The organism is Streptomyces sp. NPDC043853, assembly GCF_056436025.1.
This window is the reverse complement of record NZ_JBWKDJ010000015.1, coordinates 80,059-93,342: the sequence shown is the minus strand read 5'-3', so window position 1 is coordinate 93,342 and position 13,284 is coordinate 80,059. Positions and strand designations below refer to the sequence as shown.

The following is a 13,284-nucleotide window of genomic DNA, read 5'->3' as shown; positions in this document are numbered from 1 at the left end:
AATCACCCACAGGATGGGTTCATGACGGGAAAAGCCCTGCGGACCACCGCTGCCGCCGCCCTCACCGCCGCCCTGCTCTCCACCGCGGGCTGTTCCGACAGCTCCGTCCAGCCCAAGAGCACCGGCGGCACGGGCAGTCCACAGGCCGGCCCGCAGAAGCTCGACTGGAAGACCTGCCCGCCACCGACACCTGCCCAGGGCGGCGGGGAGGCCCCGTCCAAGGAATGGCAGTGCGCCACCCTCAAGGTGCCGCGTGACTACGCCGACCCCGGCGGTGAACAGATCGAGCTCGCCGTGATCCGTTCCCCCGCCAAGGACAAGAGCAAGCGCCTCGGCTCGCTGGTCTACAACTTCGGCGGTCCGGGCGGCTCCGGCATCACCACCCTGCCGTCCGCCGCCGACGACTACGGCGCCCTGCACGAGCGCTACGACCTGGTCAGCTTCGACCCGCGCGGGGTCGGCGGCAGTGATCCGGTGCTCTGCAAGAACGACAAACAGCTGGACGAGTACTACGCACAGGACAGCACCCCCACCACCCCCGCGCAGGAGAAGGCCTTCACCGACGGCATCCGGGGGTACACGCAGGCCTGCGAGAGGAACTCCGGCGCGCTGCTCCCCTACGTCGGCACCGAGAACGCCGCCCGCGACATGGACGTGCTGCGGCAGGCCCTGGGCGACGAGAAGCTGAACTACTTCGGCATCTCGTACGGCACGGAGCTCGGCGGGGTCTACGCCCACCTGTTCCCCGACAAGGTCGGCAGGGCGGTGCTCGACGCGGTGGTGGACCCGACCGAGACGACGGAGCAGAGCGCGCTCGGCCAGGCGAAGGGCTTCCAGCTGGCCCTCGACAACTTCGCCCAGGACTGCGTGGACCGGGGCGACGCGTGCCAGCTGCAGGGCAGCACGGTCAAGGAGATCGAGGACAACATCATCAAGCTGCAGCAGAAGCTGGAGAAGGAGCCCATCCCCGGCATCGGTGACCGCAAGCTCACCCAGTCCGCGGCCACCAACGGCATCGCCCAGGCGCTGTACTCCAAGGACCTGTGGCCGCTGCTGGAGCAGGGGCTGGACGAGGCCGAGGGCGGTCAGGGCCAGCTGCTGATGGCGCTCTCGGACAACCTCAACGGACGCGACCAGCAGGGCAGGTACAGCAACATCCTGGCGGCCAACACCGCCGTGAACTGCGCCGACTCCAAGCAGCGGTTCGACCTGGCGCAGACGAAGGCGAAGCTGCCGCAGTTCAAGGAGGCCTCCCCGGTCTTCGGCGAGTTCATGGCCTGGGCCCTGATGAGCTGCACCGGGTGGCCGGTGACCGGCGCCTGGGACACGCCGAACGTGAGTGCGCCCGGCGCCCCGCCGATCCTGGTGATCGGCGGCACCGGCGACCCGGCCACCCCCTACGAGGGCACCCGGCACATGGTGGAACGGCTGGGCCCGGGGGTCGGCGTGGAGATGACCTACAAGGGCGAGGGGCACGGCGCGTACAACAGCGGCGACCCGTGCGTGCAGAAGGCGGTCAACGGCTTCCTGCTCGACGGCACCGTCCCGCCCGCGAAGACGGTCTGCACCGCCGCCTGAAGCCAGGAAGTCAGGAAGGTCAGGAAGTCAGGCACGTACGGAGGGGCCGTACCGCATCCCGCGCGGTACGGCCCCTCCGGGTCGTCACATCATCCGGCAGGTCCGGCGGACCCGCCAGACCGACCGGCCTAGTAGACCGGCTTCGACGGCTCGATCTGGTTGACCCAGCCGATGACGCCGCCGCCGACGTGCACCGCGTCGGCGAAGCCCGCGGACTTCAGCACCGCGAGGACTTCCGCACTGCGGACACCCGTCTTGCAATGCAGGACGATCTTCTTGTCCTGCGGCAGGTCCTGGAGGGCGTTGCCCATCAGGAACTCGCCCTTGGGGATCAGCTTCGCGCCGGGGATCGAGACGATCTCGTACTCGTTGACCTCGCGGACGTCGATGATCTCGATGTTCTCGCCCTCGTCCATCCACTCCTTGAGCTGCTTGGGAGTGATGGTGGAGCCGAGAGCCGCCTCCTGGGCCTCCTCCGACACGACGCCGCAGAAGGCCTCGTAGTCGATGAGCTCGGTGACGGTCGCGTTCGGGCCGCAGACCGCGCAGTCGGGGTCCTTGCGGACCTTGACCTGGCGGTACTGCATCTCCAGGGCGTCGTAGATCATCAGGCGGCCGACGAGCGGCTCGCCGGTGCCGGTGAGGACCTTGATGGCCTCGGTGACCTGGATGGAGCCGATGGACGCGCAGAGCACGCCCAGCACGCCGCCCTCGGCGCAGGACGGGACCATGCCCGGCGGCGGGGGCTCCGGGTAGAGGCAGCGGTAGCACGGGCCGTGCTCGGACCAGAAGACCGAGGCCTGGCCGTCGAACCGGTAGATCGAGCCCCACACGTACGGCTTGTTCAGCAGCACGCAGGCGTCGTTCACCAGGTAGCGGGTGGCGAAGTTGTCGGTGCCGTCGACGATCAGGTCGTACTGGCTGAAGATGTCCATCACGTTGTCGGCCTCGAGCCGCTCTTCGTGCAGGATCACGTTCACGTACGGGTTGATGCCGAGGACGGAGTCGCGCGCCGACTCGGCCTTGGAGCGGCCGATGTCCGCCTGGCTGTGGATGATCTGGCGCTGCAGGTTCGACTCGTCGACCTCGTCGAACTCCACGATGCCCAGCGTGCCCACGCCGGCCGCCGCCAGGTACATGAGGGCGGGCGAGCCGAGGCCGCCGGCGCCGACGGCGAGCACCTTGGCGTTCTTCAGGCGCTTCTGGCCGTCCATCCCGACATCCGGGATGATCAGGTGCCGGGAGTACCGACGGACCTCGTCAACGGTGAGCTCAGCAGCTGGCTCGACCAGGGGTGGCAGCGACACGGGCACTCCGTAGATGGGGAGCGTCCCCGCTGGGGCGCGGGACGCGAACTGATGGTTGTACTTCCCGTAACAGTGCCACGCCCTTCTTCATTCCGAGACACCCTGTCCGATACGCGAGACAATTTCGTCCCAGTACGCGGGCATTCCGGCCCAGGGGTCCCCGTCCCCGCGGCGCCCGGCGCGGTCCGAGCGGTCCGTGAACCAGACGGTCCCGGCCCCCTGCCAGCGGGCGATCCGCATCGCCTCCTCCAGATGGGTGCGCGGCACCCCGTGCACCAGGTGGCAGAACCGCTCCGGCGGGTACTCGGACGTCCACTCCGCCACCTGTGACCAGCGGTAGTCCGCCCAGGCCCCGGAGAAGGTGACCAGCTGGTCGGCGGTCTCGGCGTAGCCGGGGTAGGGGTGGGTGCCGTGCCCGAGCACGATCCTGGGCGCCGCGCCGAGCGTCCGCAGGGTGTCCACGACCCGGCGCACGGCCGCGAGCGAGGCCCGGTCGGAGGGGGCGTCGGCCAGGTAGAAGCCCCCGACCTTGTACCAGTCGAGGTACCGGTGGGCATCGGAGAGCAGCTCCCCGGCGGACCGCGCGCCGTCCCGCACCGCGAGATGGCCGAGCAGGGTGCCCCCGGCCTCGCGCAGCTTGTGGGCCGCCTCGGAGCAGTGCGGGTCGGGCCGCCGGCCGGGGCCGTCCGCGACGTTGAGCACGGCCCAGTGCAGCGGGGTGCCGGGCCGGGCCAGCTCGCCCCACTCGGCGGGGGCGAGCAGCGGGTGCGCGTAGCCGGGCACGCCAAGGCCGAGCCGGCCGGCCTCGGTGGCGGCCGCTGCGGCGCCCGGCGGGGTGGTCAGATGCGGCATGCCGCCTCCATCCAGATGTCCGCGAGGGATTCCTCCAGGTTGATCCGCGGCCGCCAGCCGAGCCGGTCGCGGGCGGTGCGGACGTCGGCCTGCTGCCAGGCGCCACAGCCGTCGGGGTAGGGGTACGGGGGCGCCGCCGCGGCGGCGAGCTGCTCGGCGGTGGCCTCGGAGCGGGGGGCCCCGATACCGGCGTGCCGGGCGGGCAGGCCGTGGCCGTGCAGCCGGTCCGGGGCGTCGATCTCGTGCAGGGCGCCGCCGTAGCCGGCGACCCTGGCCAGGACGGCGGCGGCGTCCCGGAGCCGCACGGCCCGGCCGGTGCCGATGTTGACCACGCCCTGGGCGGCGGACAGGCTCGCCGCGTGCACGGCGCGCGCCACGTCCCGTACGTCGACGAAGTCGCGCTGCACGCCGAGGCCGCTGAGCTTGATCTCGCTGTCGCCGGACTGCATGGCGCGGCGCATGGCCTCGGCGAGCCGGCCGAGCGGGGACCCGGCGGGGGTGCCGGGCCCGACGGGTGAGAACACCCGGAGCACGACGGCGTCCAGCCCGGAGCCGAGCACCAGCTCGGTCGCGGCCAGCTTGCTGACGCCGTACGGGCCGCCGGGTCTCGGCACGGCGTCCTCGGCCGTGCTGGACCCCGGCTGGCTGGGCCCGTACTCGGCGGCACAGCCGAGCTGGACGAGCCGGGCGCCGCAGCCGCTGCGGCGCAGCGACTCGCAGATGGTGGCGACGGCCACGGTGTTGTGCCGGGTCAGCTCGCGGGCGCCGCCGCGGGTGGCCCCGGAGCAGTTGATCACCACGCCGGGGTGGACGGCGTCCAGGAACCGGGTGAGCGCGCCGGGGCTGCCCGTGGCCAGGTCGAAGCGGACGTCGGCGTCGTCCCCCCGCCCGAGGGCGGTGAGCTGGACCGCGGGGTCGGCGAGCAGCCGGTCGGCGACGTAGCGGCCGAGGTATCCGTTGGCTCCGATCAGCAGCACCCTCATCGCGCGGCCCCCTGCTCGATTCGCCGGCAGTTCATGTCTTCTCCTTGTCGGGGTACGGGGTGTCGGGATACGGGGTGTCCGGGTCGCGGGTGCGGGGTCCGGGCGTGTGCGGAGGCGCGGGACAGCGCGACGGTGGCGTGCACGGCGGCGGCCGCGACGAGCACGGCGCCGAGTCCGGGGACGGGCAGCAGCACCGGCGCGAGGGCGGCTCCGAGGAAGGCGGCGGCCGGCCGCCGACCGTGGTGGGCGCAGAGCAGCCGGGCGAGGAAGAGCAGCAGGGCCAGGGGCACGGCGGCGGTGAGCGGGGCGCCCGTGAGGGCGAGCAGGGGCAGGGCGGCGGCCGCGTACGCGGCGGTGGCCGCGAGCGGCAGCGGCCGGACGGTGGCGGCGAACTCGTCGAGGGTGCGGAGGGTGCGCAGCCGGCGGCGGGCGTGCGCGGAGCACCAGGACGCGGCCCAGTGCGCGGGCAGCGCGCCGAGGGCGAGTCCCAGGCCGAGGGCCTGGCCGTGCACGTGGACGGCGTACGCCACCGCGGCCGCGCCGGCCGCGGTCGCGGCCCGGGGCAGGGCGGCGCCCTTCGCCCCGGCGGGCCAGAGGAAGGCCAGGGTGACGGCGAGGCCGGTCAGCGGTGCCGCCCAGCCGCCCGCGACCGGCCCGGCCAGTACGGCGGCCAGGGCGGCGAGCCCGGCGGGGACCACGGACCGGAGGGCGGTCCGGAGCGCGGCGCGGCGGTCGCGCGCGGGCTCGGGCCGGGATTCCGCGGCGAATATCGCGGCCGGTCGGGGTACCCGGGCGTGGATCTCCTCGGCAAGCGAGAACACGTCGCGGTGGCGGCAGCGGGCGGCGGTCCGGTCGGTGACGCCGGCGGCCTCCAGTCCGGCGGCGATCTCCAGCGGGCCGACGGCGCGCTCGCAGAGCTCGCGGTGCCGGTGCATCAGGGCCTTGACGGGGTCACCGCCGCCGCGCCGCCGCAGCGGTGGCGCGGCCTGCGGCGCGTTGTCCCGCTGGTCCGGGACGAAGCCCTGCACGACGCCCCCGCGCCAGGCGACCTGGAGCGAGGTGTCGGGGAGGCCGGGGCGGGGTGGGGTGAAGTCCGTCATACCGGCGCCTCCGCGGCTCGGCTCGGGGTGGTCCAGTGGCCCGGTACGCGCGCCTCGGCCGGGATGGCGAAGGGGAGCTCCGGGTGGGCCGCGCTGCCGCCGGCGGCGGCGATCAGGTCGACGTACATCTCCCCGAAGGCCGCCACGGTGCGGTCCGCGGCGAACAGTTCCAGGGCCCGCGCGCGGGCGGCCGCGCCCAGGCGGGCCGCCCGCTCCTGGTCCCGCAGCAGGGAGAGGCACGCCTCCGCCAGGGCCCGCGGGTTGCGCGGCGGGACCACCAGACCGGTGCCGCCGATCACCTCGAACACGGCGCCCACGTCCGTGGACACCGTGGCGCGGCCGCAGAACATGGCCTCGACCAGCGTGGTGGGGAAGCCCTCCACCACGGACGAGGAGACGACCACCCGTCCGGCCGCGTACGCCTCCGCCACCGACGGCGCGTACGGTCCGCCGATCTCCTCGAAGCTCACCGGGTTCTCGCCGGCCGAGACCGCGTCCGCCGCCTCGTCGGGGAACAGCTGGGCGGCCAGGGCCCGGCAGTCGGCCAGGTAGCGCGAGTCGGCCGGGTGGCGCGGGTCTCCCGGGTGGCCGGAGCCGGCCGCGGCACGGGAGCCGTCCGGCACGGGCGGGTCCGTGCAGAAGATCCGCAGCCGGGCCTCCGGCTCGGCCCGCCGGACCTCGGCGAAGGCGTGCAGCAGTCCGATCAGGTCCCGCGCCGGCTCGACCCGGCCGACCCAGACCAGCGTCGCGGGCTCTGCCTCGGCGAGGTCCGCCTCGCCGACGGTGGCGAATCGGTCCGCCTCCATGCCGGGGTACACCGTGCGCACCCGCGCCCGCGGCGCCCCGCACCGCTCCTGCCAGCGCCGGGCGTGCGCGTTCCCCGGGGTCAGCAGGTCGGCCCGGGCGTACAGTTCGGCCGCCAGCCGGACCTGGAACCCGCCGGTCAGCGCCCGCACGGCCCTGGTGCCGCCCTGCTCCAGGCAGTGCGCGCGGAGCCGGCTGCCGTACTCGGTGACCAGCAGCGGGACTCCGAAGAAGCGTTTGGCCACCAGGCCGGGCAGCGCCGCCGTCCCGCCGGTCGCGGCGTGCACCACGTCGGCCGCTCCCAGGCTCTCGTACCAGTCCAGCGACAGCGGGCGGAGCGCCCGTTCCAGGGCCGCCGCGGCGTCCAGCAGGTCGGCGGCGCCGGCCGCCTGGACGGCGCGGTGCGCGCCCGGGGCGCGGCAGGCCGCCTCCAGGACGCGGAGGGCGTCCTCGGACCGCAGGGCGGCGGTCAGCCCGCCCTGTTCCTGGGCGAGTTCCGCGAGGGCGTGGAGGCCGTCGGCGAAGGCCCGGGCGTGCTCGTGGTCGCGTCCGGCGCCGGCGTCCGGCGCCGCGCAGATGCCGGCGGCCAGCTGCCGGAAGGCGGCCGCGAACCGCGCCCGGTCCCGCCGCCGCAAGCGGCGCGGGCCGTCGGCGGCCCACTCCCGCGGCTGTGCGTAGAGCGTGAACTCGTGCTGTGGGAGACCGCGCACGAGCCGGTCGCACCACTGCCTCGAACCACCGTCGGTCAGTAATCCGATCCGCACGCGTGGCACCCCCGTTCTCCCGTACGCGGCGATCGGGTCTCGCCGCGGGAGAACTCAAGCGGATCTGCCGGGGGCGCGACGGACGGTTGTCCGTCGTGCCACCGGAAGGGGTGAAGAGTCGTAACTTTCCCGTACGGTTCGCGTTCGACCGCGCTAACCGGGCGGCCGGGTCAGTCGACCGGACGCCCCGTCAGCCGCTGGGGAAAACCCACGGGTTGGGCTTGCAGGAGACGCCGTCGATGTCGAGGGACTTGGTCTGCTGCTGCATGACCGGCGCGAGCGCGCCCGGGGTGCGGCAGTTCACGTGACCGTGGCCGAGCCGGTGCCCCACCTCGTGGTTGATCAGCATCTGCCGGTACGCGAACATCGCCTGCGCCCCGTAGGTCTCCGAGCCCTGCGCCCACCGGAAGGCGTTGATCATCACGCGCTCGGTCTTGGCGGAGTCGCAGGACACGTTGTCGACGGTGGTGTCCAGGTCGGACTTGGCGCACCAGGTCCCGGTGGTCCCCGGGCTGGCCAGCGTGATCACGAAGTCGACCTCGCCGGAGGGCACCCGTTCGAAGGTGCGCTCGCCCTTGTGCGCCCAGCTGCGGTCGTCGTTGAGGGTGCGCTGCACGGCCTCGGCGAACAACGTGCCGTCGAGGCCGAGTCCCTGCTCGACGTCGACCCGGTAGCGGACCAGCTTGCCCTTGCCCGGGGCCTTGGCGACGCCCGGCACGGTGTCGAACTTCCCCGGGCCCGCGAGTTTGGGGTCGATCGGGAACTGCTCGGCCATCTTCTGTTCGAAGGTCAGCTCCGGCGCGGGCGCCGGCACGGCCGCCCCGCCGCCCTGTGCGGCGTTCGGGGTGGCGCGACCGTCGGAACGGGAGGCGGCGGACTGTCCGGGGACCGCCCGGTCGCCGTTGTCCCCGGCCGAGTGCGCGCCGAGCCGCAGACCGTCCTCGTCACCGGTGACCTGGCCGGCGACGACCACGGCCAGCACGGTGGTGACGGCGGCGGCCGCCACGCCGGTGAGGGTGCGCACCTTCACCCCGCGCCGCGGGGCGGCCGGACCGTCCGGGGCCGGGTCGTCGTCCTCGGGCGCGGTCCGGGTGGACGGCACCCGGCGGTGCGCTCCGGTGGAGGTGGCGGGACCGTCGGCGGGACCGGGGGCGTCGGCGAGCCCGGGGTAGCCGCGCGGGAACTCCCGCCCGGGCTGGGGGAATCCGGTGCCCGTGGCGGGCGCGGCCGCGGCGAAGGCCGGGGTGCCGTAGGCGGGCGTGCCGAAGGCCGGGGTGTCGGTGTCCCGGAAGCGGGGGGCGGCGAAGCCCGGCTCCTGCACGGCGGGTCTGCGCGGCACCCCGCGCCAGTCCCCGTACACGGTGGCGGGGCCCTCGCCGGGGGCGGCTCCCCAGCCGCCGCCGTCCTCCCTCAGCTCCGGGTGGCCGGAGCGCACGTCGGGCCCGGGCTGCTGCCCGTAGCCGAGGTGCGTCACGGAGGGCTCGGCGCGTCGTCGGCGCCCGGTACCGCTTCCGGCGCCCTCCCCGGTCCCCGGTCCCGCCGCGGGTGCGGACCGGTGCACCGGGGGTGGCGGGGCGGGCACGGGTTGGCCGGAGGCCGGGGCCTTGCGACTATGTCGTCCCACGAATCCTCAGCCCTTGCCCTCGCCCGTGTGCAGTTCGTGTGCGTGCCCGGCCGGGTCGTCCCGCAGCAGGTCCTCGAAGGCCGCGGCCACCAGGTCGGGGTACTCCATCATGGCCACGTGCCCGGCCTCCGGCAGGGTCAGCAGCCGCGAACCCCGGAAGGCTGCGGCGGCCTTGCGCGCCATCCGGTACGAGACGAGCCGGTCCCGGCCACCGTAGACCAGGAGCGTCGGCGCGAGAACCCGTTGCGCCTGGCGCCACAATCCGTGCTGGCCACCGAGGGTGTACGCGTCGACGATGCCGCGCGAGGAGCGGGCCATGGCCTCCCAGAAGTAGGGGAGCGCCATCCGCCGTTCCATCTCCGCGACGGCGTCCCGGAAGCCGTCGGGCGTCACCCGTGAGGGGTCCCCGTAACAGAGCCCCATCACTCCGCGGGTGCGCTGTTCGGCGGTCAGGTCGCGGAACATGCGGGAGACCACGGACACCGCGCCGGGCACCGCGAGCAGGGCCGTGGGCACCGCGGTCCGCTGCACCCGCAGTTCGGGCAGGGCGGGCGAGACCAGGGTGAGGGTGCGCACCAGGTCGGGCCGGACGGCCGCGACGCGGGTGGCGACGGCGCCGCCGAGGGAGTTGCCGAAGAGGTGCACCGGCCCGCGGCCGGCCGCGTCGAGGTGGCGGATCACGGATCGGGCGAGGGCGGTGACGGAGTAGTCGCGGTCGGCGGGCGGCGGCGAGTCCCCGAAGCCGGGCAGGTCGACGGCTTCCCCGTCGACGGTGTTCTCCAGCTGCTGCATCAGCGCCGACCAGTTCAGCGAGGATCCGCCGAGGCCGTGCACGAAGAGCGCGGGTGGCAGTCCTTCCCGGGCGGGCGGGCGTGAGCGGACGGTGAGGGTGAGGCCCGGGAGCGCTACGCTGCGCAACCGCTCGCCTTCGGCCACCCGGACCGCGCCCACCGGTGAGGGGTGCTCCGCGGCGGACCGTACACCCGGCAGCTCGGTGGAAGACATGCGCCCAATGTTACGAGACGATCAAGGCCGGAACCGGTGTGTCCGCAGTCACAGGTCCGCGTAGCGGCGCACTGCCGTGTCTCCTAGGCTCATAGGAGGAGCGAGGGAAAGAAGGGGAGCGGCATGACTGTCGATCCTGCGGAGCCGGAGACCTTCCAGGCCCGGTTCGAGGAGGGACTGGACGCGGAGGCCCCCGAGGCGGACGCGGCGGAGCAGCACACGGAGCTGAATCCGCGCGAGGACGCACCGCTCACCGGTCACGAGCGCGGTGAAGCCACCGAAGGCGATGCCGCCGAGCAGGCGCGGGTGATCGCCGTCGACGACGACGACTACCGCTGACCAGCGCTCGCGGGCGCTGGTAACGCGTCCGTACCGCGAGAAATCTCGGTCCGGACCCCCCTTATTCGGTTACCGAAAAGTACGATGGCGGGCGCGGCGCACAGCGCACTGTGTTCTAGAGAAAGTGGGAGGCGGCGTGACAGCCATCGAGCAGACCGAGGCGGCGCGCCCGCGGGGCACGCGACTGCCGCGCCGAGCCCGACGCAACCAGTTGCTGGGCGCGGCCCAGGAGGTTTTCGTCGCGCAGGGGTACCACGCGGCGGCGATGGACGACATCGCCGAGCGCGCGGGAGTGAGCAAGCCGGTGCTGTACCAGCACTTCCCCGGCAAGCTCGACCTGTACCTGGCGCTGCTGGACCAGCACTGCGAGAACCTGCTGCAGGCGGTGCGCGGGGCCCTGGCCTCGACCACCGACAACAAGCAGCGCGTGGCGGCGACCATGGACGCCTACTTCGCGTACGTGGAGGACGAGGGCGGCGCGTTCCGGCTGGTCTTCGAGTCGGACCTGACCAACGAGCCGGCGGTGCGGGAGCGGGTGGACCGGGTGTCCCTGCAGTGCGCCGAGGCGATCTCGCAGGTCATCGCCGAGGACACCGGACTGTCCAAGGACGAGTCGATGCTGCTGGCCGTGGGCCTGGGCGGGGTGTCGCAGGTGGTGGCCCGGTACTGGCTGTCCAGCGAGAGCCCGGTGGAGCGCGAGAAGGCGGTCGGCCTGCTGACCTCGCTGGCCTGGCGGGGCATCGCGGGCTTCCCGCTGCACGGCACGGAGCAGCCGACCGAACAGCCCACCGAACAGCCCGGCGCGCAGGCCGCGGAGTAGCCCGCCGCTCGGCACCGCTCCCCGCCGAGCAGCACGAACGCACGCCGGACGGTGTTCCGGCGCACGGTCCCCGGGAGGTGTTCCGGGGGCCGTTCACGGCTGCCCCGCGCGTTCTCCGGCTGTTCGCTGCCAGCGTGTGCCGGGGACGCCGTGCGCGTCCTGACTCCGGGCTAATGTGTCCGGAGTACGGCGCGGTGATCGCGCGACCCGGAGACGTCGGAGGGACAAGCCGTGGAGGTCAAGATCGGCGTGCAGCACGCACCCCGGGAGATCGTGCTGGAGACCGAGCTGAGCGCGGAGGCGCTGGAGGCCGTCGTCACCGACGCCCTGACGGGCAAGACGGCGCTGCTCGCGCTGACGGACACCAAGGGCCGCAAGATCCTGGTGCCGACGGACCGCCTGTCGTACGTCGACATCGGCGAGCCGGCCTCCCGCAAGGTCGGCTTCGGCGCCGCCTGAGCGGCGGCTCCGGCACCGTCCGGAGCGTGCGGGCCCGGGAAACGGCCCGGTGGGAGGTACCCCACCGGGCCGTTTCCGTTTCTTCCGCTTCGGGTAGGACCGGCAGTGACCCGGTTTCCCTGACCCCGTGGGAGGGCCCTCATGCTGCTGCTGGAAGTGCTCGGCTCCGCCCTGGTGGGTCTCGCCCTGTCCGCGGTCGCCGTGAGACTTCTCGGCGCGCGGCTGCCCTCACCGCGGTTGGTGCTGGTCAGCGGCGTACTGGGAGCCCTGTTCGGGCAGTACCTGACGGTTTTCGCGCTGGGCCCGGGGCACCATTCGCCGGCCGCGAGCCTGCTCGGCGCTGCGCTGGTGTCGGCGGTGGTGCTGTCCCTGCTGCTGCGGCCGGCCGGTCGCTCGGGGAGGTCGGCCCGCCGGGCTCCGTTTTCACTCCCGTCGGGAGGATGAGTGATCCCGTGCGGGATCCCTCCCGTGAGCCGGCCCCGGAGCGCACCGCACCGGGGCCGTGGTGTGCCCGCCCAGAGGACGTCAGGCGGCCAGGCCGAGCGCGGCCATCCGCTTGGTGTGGGCCTTGGTGATGCGGGCGAACATCTCGCCGACGGCCGCCAGGTCGAAGCCGGCCGCCATCCCGTCGACCCCGCCGACCAGCATGGTGGACAGCGCGTCGCGCTCGGCGACCACCCGCTGGGCCTGCGAGAGCGCCTCGCCCATCAGCCGCCGCGCCCACAGGGCGAGCCGGCCGCCGACGCGCGGGTCGGCCTCGATCGCGGCCCGCACCTTCTCCACGGCGAAGTTGCCGTGGCCGGTGTCGTCGAGCACGCCGAGGACCAGCGCGCGGGTGTCGGAGTCGAGGTGGGTGGCCACCTCGCGGTAGAAGTCGCTGGCGATCGAGTCGCCGACGTACGCCTTGACCAGGCCCTCCAGCCAGTCCGAGGGCGCGGTCTGGCGGTGGAAGTCGTCGACGCCCTTGGCGAAGGGCTCCATGGCGGCGGTGGGCTCGGCGTCGACCGCCGCGAGCCGGTCGCGCAGCCGCTCGAAGTGGTGGAACTCCGCGGAGGCCATCTTGGCGAGCTCGGCCTTGTCGGCGAGGGTGGGCGCCATCTTGGCGTCCTCCGCGAGCCGCTCGAAGGCGGCGAGCTCTCCGTAGGCGAGCGCGCCGAGCAGGTCCACGACGGCGGCCCGGTACTGCGGCGAGGCGGAGGCTTCCGCCCAGTTCTGGGCGGCGATCCCGGTGGCGGTCCCGGCGGCGCTTCCGGTGTTCTCGCCGGGGCCTTCGGCCGGGGGCTGAGCAGTTTCTTCGGTCGACATGCTCCGCACAATAGCCCGCCGGACGGGCCCGGGAACGGCCTGCCCGGCCCGGCCGCCGGGGCCCGGCAGCCCCGGGCCGGGCCCGCACCGATCCCGCTCGGACCCCGGGCCAGGATGTCGCCCAGGTGAATTCGCCCGACACACCTGCGCGAATCCGGGGTACAGTGGTATTGCGCCTGCCGAGTATTTCGGCGGCGCATCCGAATGAGGATGCCCGGTCGGTGGCCCGATCGGCTCCAACCGACCGCCCTCGGTGTGATGCGCACGTCCATGCGTGCCATCTCCCATGAGGGGCCCCCTCAGCGGCACGAGCGCTTGAGCGATGGCAGTGGTCCCGCGCAGCT

Annotated in this window: 13 protein-coding genes; 5 read left to right on the top strand and 8 right to left on the bottom strand. The window is 73.9% G+C overall.

Annotation, left to right across the window (positions count from 1 at the left end):
• The first annotated feature begins 21 nt into the window (after window positions 1-21).
• Window positions 22-1,578, top strand: coding sequence for an alpha/beta hydrolase (locus tag AC067U_RS30830; protein WP_478833103.1), 1,557 nt, complete (start codon window positions 22-24; stop codon window positions 1,576-1,578).
• A gap of 128 nt (window positions 1,579-1,706) precedes the next feature.
• Here AC067U_RS30830 and moeZ read toward each other — a convergent pair whose 3' ends face one another.
• The 7 genes from moeZ to AC067U_RS30795 all read right to left on the bottom strand — a co-directional run bounded on the left by moeZ (window position 1,707) and on the right by AC067U_RS30795 (window position 10,017).
• On the bottom strand, window positions 1,707-2,885 hold the full coding sequence (gene moeZ / locus AC067U_RS30825) for an adenylyltransferase/sulfurtransferase MoeZ (protein WP_478833102.1): 1,179 nt from the start codon (window positions 2,883-2,885) through the stop codon (window positions 1,707-1,709).
• Window positions 2,886-2,972: 87 nt separating this feature from the next.
• Entirely contained in the window at window positions 2,973-3,737 is a 765-nt protein-coding gene (locus tag AC067U_RS30820) for a spherulation-specific family 4 protein (RefSeq protein WP_478833101.1), read from the bottom strand.
• The gene (locus AC067U_RS30815; RefSeq protein ID WP_478833100.1) at window positions 3,725-4,720 is read right to left on the bottom strand and encodes an NAD-dependent epimerase/dehydratase; all 996 of its coding nucleotides are present in this window, start codon (window positions 4,718-4,720) and stop codon (window positions 3,725-3,727) included. Before AC067U_RS30815 ends, AC067U_RS30820 begins: the two co-directional genes overlap by 13 nt.
• Window positions 4,717-5,820 (bottom strand): hypothetical protein, encoded by a 1,104-nt coding sequence (locus tag AC067U_RS30810; RefSeq protein WP_478833099.1) that lies wholly within the window; start codon window positions 5,818-5,820, stop codon window positions 4,717-4,719. The genes AC067U_RS30815 and AC067U_RS30810 overlap by 4 nt, the downstream gene beginning before the upstream one ends.
• Window positions 5,817-7,388, bottom strand: coding sequence for a glycosyltransferase (locus AC067U_RS30805; protein ID WP_478833098.1), 1,572 nt, complete (start codon window positions 7,386-7,388; stop codon window positions 5,817-5,819). The genes AC067U_RS30810 and AC067U_RS30805 overlap by 4 nt, the downstream gene beginning before the upstream one ends.
• 190 nt (window positions 7,389-7,578) lie before the next feature.
• On the bottom strand, window positions 7,579-8,862 hold the full coding sequence (locus AC067U_RS30800) for a DUF3152 domain-containing protein (RefSeq protein ID WP_478833097.1): 1,284 nt from the start codon (window positions 8,860-8,862) through the stop codon (window positions 7,579-7,581).
• A 156-nt stretch (window positions 8,863-9,018) separates the two neighbouring features.
• Complete coding sequence (locus tag AC067U_RS30795) at window positions 9,019-10,017, bottom strand: alpha/beta fold hydrolase (protein WP_478833096.1); 999 nt, start codon at window positions 10,015-10,017, stop codon at window positions 9,019-9,021.
• Window positions 10,018-10,140: 123 nt separating this feature from the next.
• On the opposite strand from AC067U_RS30795, the gene AC067U_RS30790 reads away from it, so the two are divergent.
• From AC067U_RS30790 to AC067U_RS30775, 4 genes are all read left to right on the top strand, one after another.
• On the top strand, window positions 10,141-10,356 hold the full coding sequence (locus AC067U_RS30790) for a hypothetical protein (RefSeq protein ID WP_478833095.1): 216 nt from the start codon (window positions 10,141-10,143) through the stop codon (window positions 10,354-10,356).
• A 136-nt stretch (window positions 10,357-10,492) separates the two neighbouring features.
• Entirely contained in the window at window positions 10,493-11,176 is a 684-nt protein-coding gene (locus AC067U_RS30785) for a TetR/AcrR family transcriptional regulator (RefSeq protein ID WP_478833094.1), read from the top strand.
• Between the two features lie 231 nt (window positions 11,177-11,407).
• Window positions 11,408-11,635 carry a DUF3107 domain-containing protein gene (locus AC067U_RS30780; RefSeq protein WP_478833093.1) on the top strand — a complete coding sequence of 76 codons (228 nt, stop codon included), beginning with the start codon at window positions 11,408-11,410 and terminating at the stop codon, window positions 11,633-11,635.
• Between the two features lie 141 nt (window positions 11,636-11,776).
• Complete coding sequence (locus AC067U_RS30775) at window positions 11,777-12,079, top strand: hypothetical protein (protein WP_478833092.1); 303 nt, start codon at window positions 11,777-11,779, stop codon at window positions 12,077-12,079.
• Window positions 12,080-12,160: 81 nt separating this feature from the next.
• Here AC067U_RS30775 and AC067U_RS30770 read toward each other — a convergent pair whose 3' ends face one another.
• The gene (locus tag AC067U_RS30770) at window positions 12,161-12,940 is read right to left on the bottom strand and encodes a ferritin-like fold-containing protein (RefSeq protein ID WP_478833091.1); all 780 of its coding nucleotides are present in this window, start codon (window positions 12,938-12,940) and stop codon (window positions 12,161-12,163) included.
• Window positions 12,941-13,284 lie beyond the last annotated feature (344 nt).